Genomic DNA, 19,170 nt, shown 5'->3' with positions numbered 1-19,170 from the left:
TATGGCGACCCACGGACCGCTTCACGACCCAGCAGTCGATCCCATGATCGACCCGCGCACCGGCGAATACGCCGTTGTCGCACCTGGCCACAACTTCAAGAGCATCACGCAGAAGATCGCGGGCATTGTTCTGACGGCCAACACTCCGATCGCCTGGATCGGCGGCTTGATGTTCGCCGCCACCGTTGCGCTCGGCGTGGTTGCCGGCCTGACGTGGCTGTTCCTCAAGGGCGTCGGCATCTGGGGCATCACGATGCCCGTGGCCTGGGGCTTCGCCATCATCAACTTCGTTTGGTGGATCGGTATCGGCCACGCCGGTACGCTGATCTCTGCGATTTTGCTGCTGTTCAAGCAGACATGGCGTAACTCGATCAACCGCTTCGCCGAAGCAATGACGATCTTCGCTGTATGCTGCGCGGGTATCTATCCGCTGGTGCACATCGGTCGTCCGTGGCTCGGTTACTGGCTGATGCCGTACCCGAACACCATGAACCTCTGGCCGCAGTTCCGCTCGCCGCTGGCGTGGGACGTGTTCGCCGTGTCGACGTACGCGACGATCTCGGTGGTCTTCTGGTTCATCGGCATGGTGCCGGACTTCGGTACGCTCCGCGATCGCGCGCAGCATCCGATTGCCAAGTATTTCTACGGCATCCTGTCGCTCGGCTGGCGCGGTTCCACCCGCCATTGGATCCGTTACGAGACGGCTTCGCTGCTGCTCGCCGGCCTCTCCACGCCGCTGGTGCTCTCGGTGCACACCACCATTTCCTTCGACTTCGCCGTCGCGGCGATGGCTGGCTGGCACACGACGATCTTCCCGCCGTACTTCGTCGCGGGCGCTGTGTACTCAGGTTTCGCGATGGTGCTCACGCTGGCCATCCCGATCCGCAAGTTCTACCACCTTGAAGACATGGTGACCGAGCGTCACCTCGACAACATGGCGAAGGTCATGCTGGCGACCGGTTCGATCGTGGCTTACGGCTACGGCATGGAAGTCTTCATGAGCTGGTACTCGGGTTCGCACTGGGAGTTCTTCATGATGTGGAACCGTATGTTCGGGCCGATTGGCTGGGCATACTGGATGCTCATCCTGACGAACATCGCAATTCCGCTGACCTCGCTCTGGTCGCGTAAGCTCCGCACCAACGTGCTGTACCTGTTCATCCTCAGCTTCATCGTGAACATCGGTATGTGGTTCGAGCGCTTCGTGATCGTCGTGACGACGCTGTATCGTGACTACCTGCCTTCGAGCTGGGGCACGTACCGCGCGACGAAGTGGGATTACATCCTCTTCATCGGCACGTGGGGCATGTTTACGGTGCTGTTCCTGCTCTTTGCCCGTATCGCTCCGATGATCCCGATGTCGGAAATCAAGATGATTCTGCCGCAGACCAAGGTCCACCATGGCGGCGCAGATGCAGAAACCGTAGTTGAGGAGGCGATCTAACATGCCGATCAAAGAAGGTATCTACGGACTGATCGCCGAGTTCAACACGCCGACGGAGCTCGTACAGGCGACGGAAGCGGCCTATCAGCAGGGCTATCGCCGTATGGAGTGCTACACCCCATACCCGGTAGAAGAAGCAGCAGAAGCTCTGCGCTTCCACAAGAACCGCGTGCCGCTGATGTGCCTGATGGGCGGCATCATGGGTCTGCTCACGGGCTACGGTCTGGAAGTGTGGATCAACGTCTGGGGTTATCCGCTGAACATTGCGGGCCGCCCGCTCTTCTCGTGGCCGGCGTTTGTGATCCCGGGCTACGAATGGACGATTCTCTTCGCCGGTTTGTCGACGGCGTTTGGCATGCTCGCCCAGTGCGGCCTGCCGCAGCTGTATCACCCGTTGTTCAATGCCCCGAACTTCCGTTCGGGCGCTCTGAACGACAAGTTTTTCCTGTGCCTTGAGGCCTACGATCCGAAGTTCTCGGCTAACGAGACGCGTTCGTTCCTCGAGAGCTTCTCGCCGATTTCAGTGGTGGAGGTAGAGCTCTAATGCAGGCACGTGGAAACAGGGAGCAGGGAAAAGCAATGCAGTTCACCCGCCCGATGACGGCTCTGGTGGCGATGGGTGCGATGCTCGCGCTCGCCGGCTGCCGACAGGACATGCACGACCAGCCGAAGTTCTTCCCGCAGCGCGGTACGAGCTTTTATGGCGACGGCCGCTCGGTGCGCCCGCAGGTGGACAACACCGTGTCGCGTGACCAGATGCAGGACGCCTACTTCTCGACCGGCATGATGGACGGCAAGGAAGGCGACGGTCTGCCGATCCCGCTAACGAAGGACACCATCGCTCGCGGCCAGGAGCGTTACAACGTGTACTGCACGCCGTGCCACTCGCGTGTGGGCAACGGTGAAGGCATGATCGTGCAGCGCGGCTACCGCCCTGCTGGCGACTTCCACACCGAGCGTATGCGTAACCTGCCGCTGGGTCATTTCTTCGCAGTCATGACCAACGGTTACGGCGCGATGCCTGACTACAAGGCGCAACTCACGCCGCAGGATCGTTGGGCGGTGGCCGCATACATTCGCGCGCTGCAGTTGAGCCAGAATGCCAAGCCTTCGGATGTACCGTCGGGCGAACAGGTGAAGAACCTCCACGAGATTGCCAAGGAAAAGGGCATGCCGGATGACTTCGCCAAGAGCTGGGAGCTGCCGAAGACGGCGGTTTACGGCACGCCGAACGGACAGGACAACGGTATCCCCGGTCAGCCGACGGCCGCAGCAAAGCCTGCAGCTCCGGCGACGGCACCCGCGGCCAAGTAAGTTTTCAAGAATTGAACGCAGAAGTTGAAACGGAAAGCGATTAAGACGCATGGCTCATGAACACGGACATCACGAAGCGCATCACCACGGCCCGCGCGCGTTGCCCGCGACGCTGACGGCGCCGCCGGTGGTCGCGGCCTGGCGCACCCGCGCTGTCATCGTTGCGGCGGTCTTCCTGCTTGCATCAGCGGCGCTCCTGTTCGTCCCCGGTGGACGCGACCAGGTGTTGCGCGCGTATCTGGCAGGCTTCATGCTCTGCTTCAACCTCCTCGGCGGCGCGTTGGCCTTCCTGATGGTGCAGTACGTCTCCGGAGGTAAGTGGGGACACATCCTGCGCCGTCCGCTGGAAGCGATGACCCGAACCTGGTTGCTCGTGGTCGTGATGTTCCTGCCCATCGTCTTCTTCATGAAGAAGCTTTATCTCTGGGCGATGTACACGACGCCGCAGGCCACGATGGATGCCTGGCACAAGGGCTTCATCACACAGGAAGAGCACCTCGACCTCGACTACCGCCACATTATGCTCGCGCCGGTTCCGGCAATAGTGCAGAGTGTTGTCGTTCTCGGTTTCATCGGTCTGGTCGTTTTTCTGCTGAACAAGTGGTCGATCGAGCGTGACAACGATCCGCAGGCCGGCACGGCAGCCAGCTACACCAAGTGGCGCAAGCGTTTCGAGAACCTCTCGGGTCCCTCGATCCTCTTCTACGTGATCCTGCTGACGGACTTCGTCATTGTCTGGGTGAAGTCGCTGGATATCATCTGGGCGTCTTCGGTTTTCGGCCTTCAGTTCCTCGTCGCACAGGGCTACGCAGTCCTGGCCGTTTCGGTGCTGACGATGATCCTGCTGTCGAAGGCGGAGCCGATCAAGACGCTCTTCCGGACCACCGAGCAGCACGACATCGCGAAGCTGATGTTTGCGTTCACGATGCTGAACATCTACCTCACCTTCTCGGAGTTCCTGATCATCTGGTCGGGCAACATTCCGGATGAGCTCTTCTACTACCTGAAGCGCATTCACGGTGGCTGGTGGACGATCTGCACGGCTGACGTGATCCTGCACTGGGTGATCCCGTTCTGCCTGCTGTTGAGCCGCGACATCAAGCGCTCGAAGAAGAAGCTGATTTGGGTCTGCTGCATCATGCTGACCGCGCGCCTGGTGGACATCTTCTGGCTCGTGGCTCCGTCCTTCAAGGACCAGCAGGAGCACCTCCGCCTGAGCGGTAACCTCGGCATCCTGGCCTTCATCACGGTTCCCGTGGCCATGCTGTCCATCTGGACGGTGGTTTACCTTACGAACCTGATGCAGCGCCCGCTATTGAACTTGAACGATCCGCATACGGAAGAACTGTTGGAGCCGGAACATGCCCACTAAAGGACACGAAGGACACGACGCTGGACAGCCGGAGGGCGTAGTCGCCCACCCGCACGATCCGAAGGTCAAGGACTCCGAGCACCCGGGGTACGAAATCCAGGACATCAACGTTGGCGGCGTTATCACCTTCATCGCCGGCCTCGCTGGATTCATCTTTGTCTTCTTCATCTTCTGCTTCTTCATGGGCAAGGCGATCAACTACGCGCTCCAGAAGCAGGATGGCCCGCGCGATCAGTGGCACCAGCAGATTCGCGACATGGGTGAGACGCAGCACGGGGACAAGCGCCAGAACCTTGCTTCGAACGCCGAGATGGAGCAGAAGCAGCTCGCGACGATGGCGCAGACTTTCCCTGGACCGCGTCTGGAGACAGATGACGGCAACCAGGACACGGCTGACCTGCACGCGAAGGAAGATCTGCTGCTCGACAACTACTCCACCTCGAGCGATTTGCCTGCGGGCACCGTTCGCATTCCGGTGGAGCGAGCGATGGATCTCATCGTCGAGCGTGGTTTGCCGAAGGCTGCGGTTGCTCCGCACAAGCTGATGGTCGGCGAAACGTCGCACGATGTGCACGCGCCGCTGACCACGGGTTTCGCGCGTACCGGTTATGAGCTTTCGACGATCCAGGCACGCGAGCAGAAGCTCGAGTTTGAGCACGCAGAGAAGTAGCACGAGTTGTAAAAGGACAAAGTCATGATGATGCTGAGCACAATCCGGACAGGAGTCAAGCGGTGGATCACCGCAGGTCTCGGTGCGCTTGCGCTCGGCGGCATGATGGCTGCCGCGCAGACCACCGGCTACGGCGAGAAGTCCATGGGCGACAATCATGGCGATCAGCTCCCGACGGTCCTCGGCAAGGTACAGGTTGCGCAGCACTTGAACGCGCAACTCCCGCTGAACGCACAGTTCGTCGATGATCACGGCGCGAACGTGAAGCTCGGTGATTACTTCGACGGCAAGCACCCGGCGGTTCTGGCAGTGGTGTACTACAACTGCCCGATGCTCTGCTCGGAGGAGATGGACGGCCTGACCTCGGCGCTCGAGATGGTTCATCTCGTCCCGGGCAAGGACTTCCAGATCGTTGTGATGACGATCGATCCGAGCGAAACGGTCGGTACGGCGGCGGCGAAGAAGGCGTTTTACCTCAAGCGGTACGGTCACCCGGAAACGGCTGATGGCTGGCACTTCCTGACGGGCAAACAGCCGGACATTGATGCGGTGACGAACGCAGTGGGCTTCGGCTACACGCGTGTCCCCGGACCGGATGGCCGCCTGACGCAGTTCGCGCACGCAAGTGCGATTGAGATTGCAACGCCGCAGGGCAAGCTGGCGCAGTACTACCTGGGGGTCGAGTACTCCTCGAAGGACATCCTGCTCGGTCTGGTAGACGCGAGCGGCAACAAGATCGGATCACCGGTAGCGAATATTCTGACGTACTGCTACCACTATGATCCGCAGATTAATAAGCACTCGCTGATCGTGGCGCGAGTGGTTCAGTTGGGCGGCATGATGACCGTCGCCGGGCTGGGCGGGTTTATGTTTCTGATGTTCCGCAAAGACCTGAAGCTGGGTCGTGAGCAGAATCAGGATCGGCCGAATGACGAAGACTTTACACGGCGGAATGGATAAGGCGAACGATGGGAATTAGTCCAGTACTTTGGCATTTTTTGGTGAAGTGGTTGCACAGCTCGGCCCTGTTTCCGGCTGAGGCGTCCACGATCGCACCATACACGGACGCGCTCTACTTCTTCCTCATTGGGATGACGATCGTGGGCACACTCCTGGTGGGTGTGTTGGTGGTCTTCTTCTCGATTCGGTACCGCAAGGAAAAGAACCCCGTGGCGACGCAGGTCGAAGGCTCGACGCTGCTCGAGGCCACGTGGACGATCATTCCTCTGGCGATCTTCCTCGTGACCTTCGTCTGGGGCGCGCTGTTGTACTTCCGCATCTTCAACCCGCCGGCCAACGCGATGAACATCTACGTCGTGGGCAAGCAGTGGATGTGGAAGGCCGAGCACCCGGGCGGTCAGCACGAAATCAACGCGCTGCACATTCCGGCGGGCAAGCCGGTGCAGCTCACCATGATCTCGCAGGACGTGTTCCACTCGTTCTCGATTCCCGACTTCCGCGTCAAGCGTGAAGTGATCCCGGGCCGTTATTCGACCGTGTGGTTCCAGGCGACGACGCCGGGCACGTATCATATCTTCTGCACGCAGTATTGCGGCACGCTCCACGCCGGCATGATCGGTGAAGTCACGGTTCTCGAGCCGAAGGATTACGAGAAGTGGCTGCAGGAGTCGACTTCGGGCATGAGCCTGGCGCAGAACGGCGAGCGACTCTTTGCCTCCATGGGTTGCAACGCCTGCCACACCGGCAACGCAGCGGCTCGCGGACCGAACCTCGCAGGCGTTTACGGCACGAAGCTGACGCTCGCGAACGGCTCGCAGGTTCTGGTGAATGAAGCGTATCTGCGTGATGCGATTCTGAACCCAAGCGAACACATTACGGCGGGTTACGCGCCCATTATGCCGACCTACCAGGGCCAGATCTCCGAAGACGGCCTGATCGACCTGGTGGAGTACATCAAGAATATGCAGTCGAATGATCGAGTGCACCAGACCCTGATGACCAGCGAAGGTGATCAGGCTGCCCCGAAAACCCCCGTAGCGGGCACAACGCAGGAGCGGTAAACCATGAGCGCGACGACCATCGTCTCTTTGCCAGATCAAGCAACGGCGCGTTTGCCGAAGACCAACTACCTGAACAACAAGCACGGCTTGTTGAGCTGGCTGTTGACCGCTGACCACAAGCGGATCGGCATTCTTTACCTGCTCTCGATCACGTTCTTCTTCTTCATCGGCGGAGCCTTCGCGGGCCTCATCCGACTGGAACTGCTGACCCCGCAGCCTGATCTCGTTGCCTCGGACACGTACAACAAGTTCTTTACGATGCACGGCATCGTGATGATCTTCTTGTTCCTTGTGCCTTCGGTTCCGGCAGCGCTGGGTAACTTCCTCGTGCCGATCATGATCGGCGCCAAGGATCTCGCGTTCCCGAAGATCAACCTGCTGAGCTGGTATCTGTACATGACCGCAGGCCTCTTCACGCTGGCCACGCTGGTGCTCGGTGGTGTGGATACGGGCTGGACGTTTACGACTCCGCTCTCCACGCACTACCTGAACACGCACGTCATGACGACGGCGATCGGTATCTTCATCGCGGGCTTCTCGTCGATCTTTACCGGCCTGAACTTCATCGTGACGATCCACCGTATGCGTGCACCGGGTATGACCTGGTTCCGCATGCCGCTCTTCATCTGGTCGAACTACGCGGCTTCGCTGCTGATGGTGCTCGGCACCCCGGTACTCGCGATCGCGATCGTTCTGGTGGCCCTGGAGCGCACGCTGAACATCGGCGTCTTCGACCCGGCCAAGGGTGGCGATCCGCTGCTCTTCCAGCATTTGTTCTGGTTCTACTCGCATCCGGCTGTGTACATCATGATTCTGCCGGGTATGGGAGTGATCTCTGAGGTGATGTCGACCTTCAGCCGCAAGCGCGTCTTCGGCTACACGGCCGTCGCGTTCTCCTCGGTCGCCATCGCGCTCTTCGGCTTCTTCGTCTGGGCCCACCACATGTTCATCATGGGCGTGTCGAACTACTCGGCACTGGTGTTCTCCCTGCTGACGATGCTGGTCGCAGTTCCTTCGGCGATCAAGATCTTCAACTGGGCATTCACGATGCAGAAGGGTTCAATTACCTTCGAGACCCCGATGCTCTACGCGTTCGGTTTTATCGGCCTCTTCACCATCGGCGGACTGACGGGCGTGTTCCTTGGCTCGCTGGGCATGGACGTGCACCTTACCGAAACCTACTTCGTTGTGGCACACTTCCACTTCGTCATGGTGGGCGGTATGCTCATGGCCTTCCTCGCGGGTGTGCACTTCTGGTGGCCGAAGATTACGGGTCGTATGTATCCGGAGTCGCTTTCGAAGCTTGCTGCCGTGGTCACGTTCGTTGGCTTCAACCTGACCTTCCTGCCGCAGTTCGTTCTTGGCTACCTCGGTATGCCGCGCCGCTATGCAGCGTATCCGGCTGAGTTCCAGGTGCTGAACGTGATGTCGACGGCGGGTGCTACGGTGCTGGGCGTGGGCTACATGCTGCCGCTGATTTATCTCGGTTGGTCGCTGAAGTACGGTGCGATCGCTGGCAACAACCCCTGGCAGGCGACCGGCCTCGAATGGCAGATTCAGTCGCCGCCCTTGACGGAAAACTTCCTCGAGACGCCGATCGTTACGCAGGAAGCGTACGACTACGAGTGGCTGGAAGAGAAAATGAAGCACGAGGTGACGCACGTTGGCTAACGCGAACCCCACCGCAACCCACGAGACGCTGGTGCACGATGCACATGATGTGCACGAGCACCACGACCTCCCGCAGCTGCGCCACCACTTCGAGACTGAAGAGCAGCAGCGTGAGGCCGGCAGCTTCGGCATGTGGCTCTTTCTGCTGACCGAAATCATGTTCTTCGGCGGCCTCTTCATGGCGTACCTGCTGTACCGCAACTGGTACTACCCGGCGTTCGCGACCGCTTCGAACCAGTTGAACGTGCCGCTGGGTACGATCAACACTGCAATCCTCATCAGCTCGGGCTTTTTCATGGCGCTGGGTGTGTGGGCGGCAGAGGTTCGCAAGAAGAACGTACTCGTGTTGATGCTGGTCCTGACCACCGTCTTCGGCTACGCCTTCTTGAACGTGAAGTACTTCGAGTACAAGGAAAAGTGGGAGAAGCACCACATTCCCGGAGCCACGTTTGATATCTCCGAGTTCGTGAACCCGCCCATTGACGCTAAGACGGGTAAGCCTACCGAAGAGCCGCTCGCTCCGGACATGGCACAGAAGACGCAGCTCTTCTTCTTCCTGTACTTTGCTATGACCGGTATGCACGCGCTGCATATGATCATCGGTCTGGTGCTGCTGCTCTGGCTGATCTACCGCGCGAACCGCGGCGAATTCACGGAAGGATACGTCGCACCGATCGAAAATTTTGGCTTGTACTGGCATTTCGTCGATATCGTGTGGCTGTTCTTATTCCCGCTGCTCTATCTGATCAACCGGCACCCGCTCAAGTAAGCGACTGACCGCAGTTTCGAGGACATCATGGCGCATTCGATTCAAAGCAACATCCATACTGACAAGCACGACCCGGTAAATGTGACGAACCCGGAGCACGCGGAACATCACATCGTTTCGCCGATGCAGTACGTGATGGTCTACCTGACGCTGCTTGTCTTCACGGGCATCACGGTGGGCGCCGCGTTCATCGATATGGGCGCGTTGAACCCGGTGATTGCTTTGGCGATTGCCAGCATCAAGATGGTCATCGTGCTGCTGTTCTTCATGCATGCCAAGTACCAGTCGCGCCTGATCAAGATGACGATCGGCTCCGGCTTCTTCATCTTCCTCGTCCTGGTGACGATGACGCTGACGGACTACATGAGCCGTGCGTGGGGCCGCTGGTAAGCCGCCTGCCAACTCAATCGACGCCCCGCTTTCGAGCGGGGCGTTTTCTTGCCTTCATGGGAAAGAGCTTGCTGGCCACCGCGGCGCAACCGCTGTAAAGTGGTCGCATGTTGCGAAGAGTATTGGCCCTAGTGCTGTCCTGTTGTGCCGCCGTGTGCGCTGCGCAGACCGCGCCCATAGCGCAAGGAGCTGCGATGCATGTTGCCAAGGGATCGTTCGAGGTGAAGATGGGGCCCGCCGAGCCGTCGGCCCTGGCTAAAGACGCCGGTTTCGGTGCGATGAGTATCGACAAGGTGTGGCGTGGTGATCTCGAAGCCACGAGCAAGGGTGAAATGCTGCATGGCGCCGAGGCCTCGACCGGCGCGATGGCCTATGTGGCACTGGAGAAGGTACAAGGGTTTTTGAATGGCTACCACGGCACTTTTCTGCTGATGCACCGCGCGTCGATGCTGAAGAGCGACCCGAAATCGAGCGTTCTGGAGATTTCGGTTGTACCGAACAGTGGCACTGACCAGCTGGTCGGCCTGAGCGGCACGGTCAAGATCGTTATCGACGCCAAAGGCGGCCACACGTATGAGTTTGACTACACGCTGAGCAAGTGAGGGACAAGATGGCAGTGGCAGAGAATCGATCGTGGTCGGGATTAGCAGCGGTGGTTGTGGTGTTGGCCGCGTTGTTGGGGATCGCCATGGCGGGACTGCCTGCCTACCACCGTTACCAGGCGCGGCAGGATGAGGCGAACATCATCACGCTCAACGAGCTACGTATCCAGCAGACAGCGCAGCTGGTGCAGGTGGAGAAGCAGAAGGCCGAGATCCGTATTGTGGAGGCGCAGGGCATTTCCGAGGCGCAGCGCATCATCAACGCCACGCTGACGGACCGTTATCTGCAGCACGAAGCAATCGGCGCGCAGGAGAAGATGGCGAACTCGCCGAACCACACCACGATTTACATCCCGTCCGGGCAGAACGGCATTCCGCTGGTGAAGACTGTGGATGCTCCTCAGACTTCGGGAAGCGCCAGGGAGTAGAGCTACTCTTCTGTGTGCGCGACGTGCCGCTCGATGTGGCGCAGTAGGCCGAGCCAGGTTGCGGCTTCGTCCCGAGTCTCGCCGAGCTGCTGCACGAGCTGACGGACGACGATCTCGCGGGCATTGCCGGGGAAGCGCTTGTCGTACTCGGTGGTTTGCATCAGCGAGGTGAGGCGCTCCACCAGGACTTCGCGAAGCTGCTCGGTGGCGGGCGCCGGAGCATGAGTCGGCAGGGGGCGAGCCTGCTCAAAGCCCTCGCGCGAAAGCTCGTAGAGGCACACCGCGACCGACTGACCGAGGTTCATCGAGAGATGCCGCGCGCCTTCCGGCTCGAAGAGCGGGATATTCACGAGGGATTGGCAGTGCGCGAGCTGCTCATTGGTCAGGCCGGTCTTCTCAGAGCCGAAAAGCAACGCGACTCTGGCTTCGGGATGCTCGGCGGCGTCGCGCATGTGCGGTGCGGCGGTTTGCAGCGACACGACCTCCTGTCGAAGCTCGCGATTGCCGAGCGCGGTGGTTCCGGCGATGTAAGTGCAGTCGGCGATGGCCTCGCGCAGGTCGCTGAAAAGCCGTGCGGCGTCCATGACATGCGAAGCGCCGACGGCTGACTTCGCCTCGAGCCTGGCGCCCTCAAACGGCGGGGCGAACTCGTTCACGACGCGCAGGTCGGAGAAGCCGAAGTCCTGCATGGCGCGTGCGGCGGCGCCGATGTTGCTGGGGTTCCGCGCCCCGACGAGGACGACCGTAAAGCGCGCGCGTGCAGCGTTCGAAAGCATCGTCTTCCATTGTAGTGAAGCGCAGCTACACTGGAAGAAGCGCCTATGGCCGACAACTTTGCCCAAACCGTGAAAGCGCAGGTCGACATCACTCGCATCGTGGGTGAGTATCTGAAGCTGCGCAAGAGCGGTGCGAACTGGTCGGCGCTTTGTCCGTTTCATAAAGAGAAGTCGGGCTCGTTCTACCTCTATCCGCAGACCTCGAGCTACTACTGTTTCGGTTGTCATGAGCATGGAGACGTCTTCACCTTCGTGATGAAGATGGACAACATCAGCTTCCCGGAAGCGGTGCGCGCGGTCGCGCAGAAGATGGGCATCCCGCTGCCGCAGCGGCAGTTCAACTCGCCCGAAGAGCAGCGCGAGGCTGGGTTGCGCAAGCAGCTGATCGACGCGCATGAGGCGGCGACGCAGTACTTCCAGCAAAACCTGCAGTCGCCCGAGGCCGCGCGTGCGCGTGAGTACATGACCTCGCGCGGCATCACGCCGGAGACCGTGCAGCGCTTCCGCATCGGCTATGCGCCCGACAACTTCAACGACATGCGCGAGCGGCTCAGCAAGTTCTTCACGGATGAAGTATTGCGCGCGAGCGGCTTGTTCAGTTGGAAGGAGCAGGAGGATGGCTCCGCGGGACAGATGTATGCACGCTTCCGCAAGCGCATCACCTTCCCCATCGCGAATGAGCAGGGCAAGGTGATCGCATTCACGGCGCGCGCACTGGACACGGACGACAAGAGCGGACCGAAGTACATGAACTCGCCCGAGACGCCGCTCTATACGAAGGGCAACGTGCTCTTCAACCTGGATAAGGCGAAGGCGGCGATCAAGGAGCAGGACGCGGCGGTGCTCGTCGAAGGCCAGATGGATGCGATATCGCTCTTCATGGCAGGTGTGCAGAACGTGATCGCCACCAGTGGCACGGCGTTCACCGAAGCACAGGTGCGCATGTTGGGTCGCTTCACCAAACGCGTGTGGCTGAACTTCGACCCTGACAATGCCGGCATGAACGCGGCCGAAAAAACGCTGGCGATGATGGTCGAAGAAGGCTTCGAGACGAAGGTTGTAACGCTCGATGGCGGGCTCGACCCTGACCGCTTCGTGCGAGAGCGCGGCGTGCAGGCATATGCCCAGGCGGTGCGCGAAGCCGCTCGTTATGCGGACTTTCTTGTGGCCCGTGCGCAGCAGCTCTATCCGGTGAAGACGCCGGAAGGCAAGATCAAGGCCATGAATTTCCTGCTGCCGCATATCAAGCGGATTCCGAACGCGATCACGCGTGTGGACTTCGCGAACAACGCGGCGCAGAAGCTGGGCATTGAAAATTCGCTGATGCAGCAGGAGATTCGTCAGGCCGCGCAGCAGCGGTTGGAAAGCGTGCGCGCACCGCAGGCGAAGCTGACTTCACTGGAACGCGTTCTGTTGTCTGCACTCATTCTTCCCGACGCCGACTCGGCGCGGCAGCTTGCGAGCACCTCGCTGGCGGCGCATCCGGAGTGGTACGCTCAGCTGGCGACGGCTGGCTTGATCGAGGTGCTGGTCAGCGGGCCGGCCCCTGATAACGCGCTCGAAGTGGCGCCGGACCAGGCGAGTCGTGTGCTGCTGGCGACCGCGATGCAGCAGGGCATTATGGAAGCCGAGGATGGCAACCTAAGCCTTCATGCGCTGGTGGAGCGCGCGCTGCAGGCGTTGCACATCAAGCAGCTGGAGCGCCGGGAGCGCGAGCTTCGCATGCAGATCGGCGAAGCGGGACGCCGCGGCGACAACGCGATGACCATGCAGCTGATGCAGGAGAAGCAGCACAACATGCAGGAGCTTCTGCGGTTGGAGCGCGAATTATCGAGGACGCCGTAGCGCGTCGCACGATACTCTGTTGTGCATGAAGCGTTTGCATTTGGCAGCACTGCTCGTGGCCTCCGTTGCTTCTGCCGCGTTCGCGCAGAAGTCCCTCACCGATCATGATTATGCGCAGGCTGAGCGCTGGATGGGCTATAACGTCCGTTCGCTCGTGCACGGCACCGTCAGCGACATCACCTATCTGCCCGATGGCCGCGTGTTCTTCCGCGTGGCGGAAGACTCCGGCGCGCGGTACTACATTGCCGATCCTGCGAAGAGCTCGAAGGAGCTCGCGTTCGATCATGTGAAGCTCGCCGCCGCGCTGAATACGCACATGAAAAACAAGGTCGCGGCCGACCACCTGAGCCTCAGCGCGTACAAACCTGAAGTGGCTGGCTTCGCGTTTGAGATGCGTGGCGAAACGTGGCACTGCGATACGGCGCTGACGATGTGCCATGTTGATCCGCCCGCACCGGAACCGGTAGAGAACCCCGCGAGCCAGACGACCACAACGCCGCAGGGCAAAGCGAAGCCTGCGATTGCGAAGGTTAACCTCGGCACGGCTCCGCGCGGTCGTCGTGGACATGCGCCGGTGAACATCTCGCCGGACAAGAAGCTCGCCGCGTTCATTCGCGACCATAATCTATGGGTGCGCACCATCGCGACGGGCTTGGAGAAGCAGCTTACGTTCGATGGCATCGCCGACTACGGCTACGCGACGGACAACGCCGGCTGGCAGCATACTGACGCGGCGATCCTCACATGGTCTGCGGACTCCAAGATGATTGCGACCTTCCAGCAGGACCAGCGCAAGACCGGCATGATGTATCTCGTCAGCACGACGAACCGCCATCCGACGCTGGAGCAGTGGCGCTATCCGCTGGTCGGTGATGAGGACGTGACGAAGATTGAGCCGGTGGTGATCGACGTGGCGAGCGCAAAGGTGACGCGCATCAAGACCGAACCGCTGGAGCATCGCTCGATGGAGTGCGATGACGTTAGCTGCGATGGCGATGGTCGTTGGAACGATGTCGAATTCTCTGCGGACGATGCGCATCTTGCCTTCGTAGCGACCTCGCGCGATCACAAGGATGAGTGGGTTCGCGTGGCTGACCTCGCAACCGGCGCCGTGCGCGAGGTGTACCACGAGCATGTGCCGACGTACTACGGCTGGCAGTCGAAGATCGACTGGAAGTATCTGCCTTCGTCGAACGAACTGCTGTGGGTGAGTGAACGCAGCGACTACGCGCAGATCTATCTCTACGACCTGACGACGGGCAAGCTGAAGAATGTAGTCACGCATGGCGACGGCCCGGTGCAGGACATTCCTTACGTTGATGAGAAAGCGCGCGTTGTCTACTTCGTTGCGACCGGCAAGGAGAAAGCGCAAGACCCGTATCTGCGCAACCTCTATCGCGTGAACTTCGATGGCAAGGGCCAGACGCTGCTGACGAGCGTGGGTGTTGATCACGCAATCGACATGGCGCCCGATGGCAAGACGTTTGTGGACACGGCATCGACGGTGTCCATGCCACAGACGTACACGCTGCGCGACAACGCAGGCAAAGAGATCGTCGCGCTGGGCAAGGTGGATGTCTCGGCGCTGGTGGCTTCCGGATGGAAGGCACCGATGCTGATCGACGTGAAGGCACGCGATGGGAAGACATCGCTCTACGGCTTCCTCTATCGCCCGACGAACTTCGACGCGGCGAAGAAGTACCCGGTCGTGGACTATGTGTACCCCGGCCCGCAGGATGGCGGGTGCGGCGGTGTACATAACTTCAACGCTGCGCATGGCGACCACCAGTCGCTCGCTGAGCTTGGCTTTGTTGTCGTGTGCATCGATGGCCAAGGCAATCCACATCGCTCGAAGAGCTTCCACGATGCGCATGCTTCGACGCCGGAAGAGATGGGCGACGACACGATTCCTGACCAGGTGTCGGGCATCAAGGACCTGGCGAAGCAGTTTGCGTGGGTGGATGCAAACAACGTCGGCATCTGGGGCCACTCGGGTGGCGGCAACGCGACGGTGTCGGCGATGTTCCACTCGCCGGAGTTCTTCAAGGTGGGGTGGGCCGAGAGCGGCAACCACGACAATCGTGACTACGAAGATGACTGGGACGAGCGTTGGGCTGGGCTCGAAGTGAAGGACGCTGAAGGCCATAGCAACTACGACAAGCACGCGAACCAAAACTACGCCGACCAGCTACGCGGCAAGTTGATGCTCGTGCACGGCACGATGGATGACAATGTGCCGCCGTCGAACTCGCTGCTTGTCGCGGACGCGTTGATGAAGGCCAACAAGGACTTCGACATGATCATGGTGCCGAATGCGCGTCATGGTTATGGCGAGCAGACGCAGTACATCATGCGTCGTCGTTGGGACTACTTCGTGAAGAACCTCATGGGTGCGACTCCGCCGAAGGAGTACAAGGTGAAGTCGTATCAGGATGTGATTCGCGCGTACTACGCCGACCGCTAAACAAGAATGTGGGTGCCCCATGTCTCGGTTTTTGAGACATGGGAGAGCGAGGATGTTGGCGCGACGAATGTTCGTGTCTCCATCGAGAGCTCTGGAAACCCAGGTCTCAAAAGTGAGACCTGGGGCACCCGTTCGTGGCTCGTTAGAACATCGCGAGGACTTGTTCGGGTGTATGACCTTGCTCGCGCAGAGCGCGCAGACTCAGCGCATCATGACGCTTGGCGAGTCGCACGCCATTCGCATCGCGCATGAGGTCGGTGTGGAAGTACCTGGGTGTGTGTAGCCCAAGCGCGCGTTGCAGCAGGATCTGTCGTGCGGTGGACTTGAGCAGATCGCGTCCACGCACGACTTCGGTGACACCTTGAAACGCATCATCGACAACACACGCAAGTTGATAACTCGGCAAACCATCCTTGCGCCAGACGAGGAAGTCACCGAAGTCAGCCTCGCTCGTCGTGCCAGCAAGAAACGACTGCGGTCCGCAATGCCCATCGACGAATGCAATGCGTTCATCATCGGGCACGCGGAAGCGATAGTTCGTGTTGGCCTCGAGCGTCCGCGTAGTGTTGCAGCGGCAACGGCCGTTGTAGATCGGCTCATCATCGGTGTCTTCATGCGGCGCTTGAATCGCTTGCAGCAAGTCTTTGCGCGAACAGTTGCAGGCGAACACATGCCCGCTCGCGAGTAGCTGCTGCATAGCCTCGCGATACGCTTCCATGCGCTCGCTCTGTGTGAGTTCACGATCCCATGTGATGCCGAGCCACTGCAGATCTCCGCGCATGGCATCTACGTACTCTTGCTTGGAGCGCTGCGGGTCGAGGTCTTCGTTGCGTAGCCACATCGTTCCTTTGGTAGCGCCGCAGCGATAGTTTGCGGCCCAGAACGTGCGTGCGTGGCCGAGATGCAGCAGGCCCGTAGGCGAAGGCGCAATGCGCCCAACGTATTTTGACCGCTCGAGCGCTTCCCATTCGATCGTGGCGCATTCGTATCGCAGATCGTCCATAGCATTGAGCGTAGCGCAAAGGCTTGTCTGCATGCGCGCTCGCGGCTAGAGTGGAGGGAACCTCTTCCCGGGAGATCTGTGATGTTCATGAAGCGATGGCGCGGCGAACGCGCTTTCCACGCGCACGAATCCGCTCGCATGGATGCACTCAACGGACTGCCGCTCGCAAGCTTTTGGCGCCGCGCCTGGGCCATTGTGATCGACCTGTTGCTGGTCGCGATCTTCCGTGCCGTCTTTCATCTCAACGGTCACCATGAGAATGAAGCGGTGAAGGGCTCGATGGGATGGTTTCTGATCGAAGGCGAGGAAACTGTCCGCCATCTCATCGAATCGACGCTGTACTTCGCGGTTGCGCTGAAGCTGGGCAAGGGGCAGACGATTGGCAAGTGGCTGATGAAGATCAAGGTCGTCTCGCTGATGCACGAGTCTCTCACGTGGTGGCAATCGATCGAGCGAGCACTGGGTTATGGCGCGTCGTTGCTGGAAGGCGGCTTCGGCTTTCTGCAGTACTACATCCACCAGAACCGCATGTGCGTGCATGATCGCATCGCCGAAACGATTGTGATCGATCTGCAGCGATCGCGTGTCGGCCATGCAATTCACACGGACGAGGAAGAACTGGCGTACGAGGCTTCAGAGGGCATCACGCCCGAGACAGGCATTGAGTAGCATCGCGTGGGCGCTGGCATTGTCGCTATACTGCCCAGAAGATGAAAGCTCTCTGCGCTCTCGCCATTCTCACCCTCGCCGGAGGCTCGGTCGCCTCTGCACAGACGCCCATTTCGCGGGCGGAGCAGTCCATCAAGCCGGAACACATCCGTGTGTACGATCGCTTCATCTCGAGCGACGACTTCGAGGGCCGCTACCCCGGTCTGCGCGGCGGGCAGATGGCTGCTGAGTACATCGCGTCGCAGTTCGCACTCTACGGGCTGAAGCCTGCGGGCGATAACGGCACGTTCCTGCAGCAGGTGAACTTCGTCGGCATGAAGGCTGTGCCGAGCGAGACCAGTTTCAAACTGGTGCCGAAGACGGGCCCGGCGATCCCGCTGACCTTCGCCAAGGACTACACCGTCGCCAACCAGACGCTGACGAAGGAAGCCAGCTTCGACGTGCCGCTGGTCTTTGTGGGCTTCGGCGTTACAGCGCCAGAGTTTCATTGGGACGACTACGCGGGCGTCGATGTGAAGGGCAAGGTGATCGTCTGCATCGTCGGCGATCCGCCGTCGACCGATCCGAAGTTCTTCGGCGGCGACGCGCTGACCTACTACGGTCGCTGGACGTACAAGTTCGAGCAGGCCGCGCGCAAAGGCGCGATTGGCGCACTGATCATTCATCGCACGGACTACGCGAGCTATGGCTGGGACGTGGTGCGCAACTCCAACACGACGGAGAAGACCTTCCTGCGCGATGACGAGAACCCGCGCCTGAAGGCCGCGAGCTGGATTCATCTTGAAGTGGCGCGCAGCCTGTTTGCGATGAGCGGCCTCGACCTCGACAAGGAGATGGCCGAGGCCAGCAAGCCGGGCTTCAAGGCGTTCCAGCTGCCTGTGAAGCTGCAGGCAAAGATCACCAGTGAGGTGCGTCCGTTCCAGAGCCCGAATGTAGTTGGCATGTTGCCCGGTGCAAACGTAGCGGCGCATAAGCCGGACCAGGCGGTGATGTACACCGCGCACTACGATCACCTCGGCGTGCGTGCAGGTCAACCCGGCGACAACATCTACAACGGTGCGGCGGACAACGGTACGGGTGTTGCCGTGCTGCTCGAGATGGCGCACGCGTGGGCGGAGCTTGCGCAGAAACCCGGCGTCACGCTGCCACATTCGGTGATCTTCGGCTCGGTGACTGCAGAAGAGCAGGGCCTGCTCGGCAGCGAGTACCTCGGCCAGCATCCGCCGATTCCTGCCGCGCAGATCGCGCTCGACATCAACTATGACATGCTGCTGCCCATCGGCGTGCAGCAGGAGGTGAACGTGAACGGCGCGCAGCGCACCACGTTCTTCCCGCAGGTGCAGGCGACGGCGAAGCGCTTCGGTCTGGCGATCGTGCCGGACCCGCGTCCGAGCGCTGGCAGCTACTATCGTTCGGACCACTTCTCGCTCTCGCGCGTCGGCATCCCGGCGTTCTCCGTGGACGCGGGCACACTCTACAAGGGCCACGACCATGAGTGGGGCAAGGCGCAGGAGAAGGACTTCAACGACAACCGCTATCACAACTTCTCCGACAACTTCGATCCGTCGTGGAACTTCGCGGGTGATGCGAACCTCACGCGCTTCGGCATGGATCTCGGCTGGCAGGTGATTCACGCGCCGCACTCGATTGAGTGGAAGCATGGCAATGAGTTCGAGGCGGCTCGACTCGCAAGCCAGAAGCAGTAATCGAGCAACAATAAAGCGGAGGAGCC

At 60.3% G+C, this 19,170-nt stretch carries 18 protein-coding genes; 16 read left to right on the top strand and 2 right to left on the bottom strand.

Going from position 1 to position 19,170, the window contains the following annotated elements:
- Position 1: 1 nt before the first annotated feature.
- From nrfD to OHL11_RS00785, 12 genes are all read left to right on the top strand, one after another.
- Complete coding sequence (gene nrfD, locus OHL11_RS00840; RefSeq protein WP_263369576.1) at positions 2 to 1,444, top strand: NrfD/PsrC family molybdoenzyme membrane anchor subunit; 1,443 nt, start codon at positions 2 to 4, stop codon at positions 1,442 to 1,444.
- A gap of 1 nt (position 1,445) precedes the next feature.
- Positions 1,446 to 1,988 carry a DUF3341 domain-containing protein gene (locus tag OHL11_RS00835; protein ID WP_263369575.1) on the top strand — a complete coding sequence of 181 codons (543 nt, stop codon included), beginning with the start codon at positions 1,446 to 1,448 and terminating at the stop codon, positions 1,986 to 1,988.
- A 35-nt stretch (positions 1,989 to 2,023) separates the two neighbouring features.
- Entirely contained in the window at positions 2,024 to 2,758 is a 735-nt protein-coding gene (locus tag OHL11_RS00830; protein WP_263369574.1) for a c-type cytochrome, read from the top strand.
- 49 nt (positions 2,759 to 2,807) lie between these two features.
- Positions 2,808 to 4,130, top strand: coding sequence for a hypothetical protein (locus OHL11_RS00825; RefSeq protein WP_263369573.1), 1,323 nt, complete (start codon positions 2,808 to 2,810; stop codon positions 4,128 to 4,130).
- Positions 4,120 to 4,800, top strand: coding sequence for a hypothetical protein (locus OHL11_RS00820; RefSeq protein ID WP_263369572.1), 681 nt, complete (start codon positions 4,120 to 4,122; stop codon positions 4,798 to 4,800). Before OHL11_RS00825 ends, OHL11_RS00820 begins: the two co-directional genes overlap by 11 nt.
- A 30-nt stretch (positions 4,801 to 4,830) precedes the next feature.
- On the top strand, positions 4,831 to 5,760 hold the full coding sequence (locus OHL11_RS00815; RefSeq protein ID WP_317890607.1) for an SCO family protein: 930 nt from the start codon (positions 4,831 to 4,833) through the stop codon (positions 5,758 to 5,760).
- Positions 5,761 to 5,768: 8 nt separating this feature from the next.
- Complete coding sequence (gene coxB, locus OHL11_RS00810; protein ID WP_263369571.1) at positions 5,769 to 6,821, top strand: cytochrome c oxidase subunit II; 1,053 nt, start codon at positions 5,769 to 5,771, stop codon at positions 6,819 to 6,821.
- Between the two features lie 3 nt (positions 6,822 to 6,824).
- Positions 6,825 to 8,492, top strand: coding sequence for a cytochrome c oxidase subunit I (gene ctaD / locus OHL11_RS00805; protein WP_263369570.1), 1,668 nt, complete (start codon positions 6,825 to 6,827; stop codon positions 8,490 to 8,492).
- Entirely contained in the window at positions 8,485 to 9,261 is a 777-nt protein-coding gene (locus tag OHL11_RS00800) for a cytochrome c oxidase subunit 3 family protein (protein WP_263369569.1), read from the top strand. Before ctaD ends, OHL11_RS00800 begins: the two co-directional genes overlap by 8 nt.
- Positions 9,262 to 9,288: 27 nt before the next feature.
- The gene (locus OHL11_RS00795; protein ID WP_263369568.1) at positions 9,289 to 9,651 is read left to right on the top strand and encodes a cytochrome C oxidase subunit IV family protein; all 363 of its coding nucleotides are present in this window, start codon (positions 9,289 to 9,291) and stop codon (positions 9,649 to 9,651) included.
- Positions 9,652 to 9,845: 194 nt separating this feature from the next.
- On the top strand, positions 9,846 to 10,253 hold the full coding sequence (locus tag OHL11_RS00790) for a DUF3224 domain-containing protein (RefSeq protein ID WP_263369567.1): 408 nt from the start codon (positions 9,846 to 9,848) through the stop codon (positions 10,251 to 10,253).
- 8 nt (positions 10,254 to 10,261) lie between these two features.
- The gene (locus OHL11_RS00785) at positions 10,262 to 10,681 is read left to right on the top strand and encodes a hypothetical protein (RefSeq protein WP_263369566.1); all 420 of its coding nucleotides are present in this window, start codon (positions 10,262 to 10,264) and stop codon (positions 10,679 to 10,681) included.
- A gap of 2 nt (positions 10,682 to 10,683) precedes the next feature.
- On the opposite strand, the gene OHL11_RS00780 is transcribed toward OHL11_RS00785, so the two are convergent.
- A complete protein-coding gene (locus OHL11_RS00780; RefSeq protein ID WP_263369565.1) occupies positions 10,684 to 11,457 on the bottom strand; it encodes an RNA methyltransferase in 774 nt (257 codons plus the stop codon).
- 45 nt (positions 11,458 to 11,502) lie between these two features.
- On the opposite strand from OHL11_RS00780, the gene dnaG reads away from it, so the two are divergent.
- Complete coding sequence (dnaG, locus tag OHL11_RS00775; RefSeq protein ID WP_263369564.1) at positions 11,503 to 13,302, top strand: DNA primase; 1,800 nt, start codon at positions 11,503 to 11,505, stop codon at positions 13,300 to 13,302.
- Positions 13,303 to 13,327: 25 nt separating this feature from the next.
- Positions 13,328 to 15,766 carry a S9 family peptidase gene (locus tag OHL11_RS00770; protein WP_263369563.1) on the top strand — a complete coding sequence of 813 codons (2,439 nt, stop codon included), beginning with the start codon at positions 13,328 to 13,330 and terminating at the stop codon, positions 15,764 to 15,766.
- Between the two features lie 142 nt (positions 15,767 to 15,908).
- Here OHL11_RS00770 and gluQRS read toward each other — a convergent pair whose 3' ends face one another.
- Entirely contained in the window at positions 15,909 to 16,802 is an 894-nt protein-coding gene (gene gluQRS / locus OHL11_RS00765) for a tRNA glutamyl-Q(34) synthetase GluQRS (RefSeq protein WP_263369562.1), read from the bottom strand.
- Between the two features lie 54 nt (positions 16,803 to 16,856).
- Here gluQRS and OHL11_RS00760 point away from each other — a divergent pair, with 54 nt between their 5' ends.
- Positions 16,857 to 17,438: an RDD family protein gene (locus OHL11_RS00760; protein WP_263369561.1), complete on the top strand. Its 582-nt coding sequence runs from the start codon at positions 16,857 to 16,859 to the stop codon at positions 17,436 to 17,438.
- A gap of 41 nt (positions 17,439 to 17,479) precedes the next feature.
- A complete protein-coding gene (locus OHL11_RS00755; protein WP_263369560.1) occupies positions 17,480 to 19,144 on the top strand; it encodes a M28 family peptidase in 1,665 nt (554 codons plus the stop codon).
- Positions 19,145 to 19,170 lie beyond the last annotated feature (26 nt).

Origin of the sequence: Granulicella cerasi (assembly GCF_025685575.1) — a bacterium.
GTDB classification, from domain to species: domain Bacteria; phylum Acidobacteriota; class Terriglobia; order Terriglobales; family Acidobacteriaceae; genus Granulicella; species Granulicella cerasi.
The sequence above is the reverse complement of the archived record's forward strand: the minus strand, read 5'-3'. Positions and strand labels throughout refer to the sequence as shown.

Bases quoted from the DNA above. Each gene is read 5' to 3' on its own strand.
- nrfD (WP_263369576.1), top strand. From the start codon at position 2: ATGGCGACCCACGGACCGCTTCACGACCCAGCAGTCGATCCCATGATC.
- OHL11_RS00835 (WP_263369575.1), top strand. From the start codon at position 1,446: ATGCCGATCAAAGAAGGTATCTACGGACTGATCGCCGAGTTCAACACG.
- OHL11_RS00830 (WP_263369574.1), top strand. From the start codon at position 2,024: ATGCAGTTCACCCGCCCGATGACGGCTCTGGTGGCGATGGGTGCGATG.
- OHL11_RS00825 (WP_263369573.1), top strand. From the start codon at position 2,808: ATGGCTCATGAACACGGACATCACGAAGCGCATCACCACGGCCCGCGC.
- OHL11_RS00820 (WP_263369572.1), top strand. From the start codon at position 4,120: ATGCCCACTAAAGGACACGAAGGACACGACGCTGGACAGCCGGAGGGC.
- OHL11_RS00815 (WP_317890607.1), top strand. From the start codon at position 4,831: ATGCTGAGCACAATCCGGACAGGAGTCAAGCGGTGGATCACCGCAGGT.
- coxB (WP_263369571.1), top strand. From the start codon at position 5,769: ATGGGAATTAGTCCAGTACTTTGGCATTTTTTGGTGAAGTGGTTGCAC.
- ctaD (WP_263369570.1), top strand. From the start codon at position 6,825: ATGAGCGCGACGACCATCGTCTCTTTGCCAGATCAAGCAACGGCGCGT.
- OHL11_RS00795 (WP_263369568.1), top strand. From the start codon at position 9,289: ATGGCGCATTCGATTCAAAGCAACATCCATACTGACAAGCACGACCCG.
- OHL11_RS00790 (WP_263369567.1), top strand. From the start codon at position 9,846: ATGCATGTTGCCAAGGGATCGTTCGAGGTGAAGATGGGGCCCGCCGAG.
- OHL11_RS00785 (WP_263369566.1), top strand. From the start codon at position 10,262: ATGGCAGTGGCAGAGAATCGATCGTGGTCGGGATTAGCAGCGGTGGTT.
- OHL11_RS00780 (WP_263369565.1), bottom strand. From the start codon at position 11,457: ATGCTTTCGAACGCTGCACGCGCGCGCTTTACGGTCGTCCTCGTCGGG.
- dnaG (WP_263369564.1), top strand. From the start codon at position 11,503: ATGGCCGACAACTTTGCCCAAACCGTGAAAGCGCAGGTCGACATCACT.
- OHL11_RS00770 (WP_263369563.1), top strand. From the start codon at position 13,328: ATGAAGCGTTTGCATTTGGCAGCACTGCTCGTGGCCTCCGTTGCTTCT.
- gluQRS (WP_263369562.1), bottom strand. From the start codon at position 16,802: ATGCAGACAAGCCTTTGCGCTACGCTCAATGCTATGGACGATCTGCGA.
- OHL11_RS00760 (WP_263369561.1), top strand. From the start codon at position 16,857: ATGAAGCGATGGCGCGGCGAACGCGCTTTCCACGCGCACGAATCCGCT.
- OHL11_RS00755 (WP_263369560.1), top strand. From the start codon at position 17,480: ATGAAAGCTCTCTGCGCTCTCGCCATTCTCACCCTCGCCGGAGGCTCG.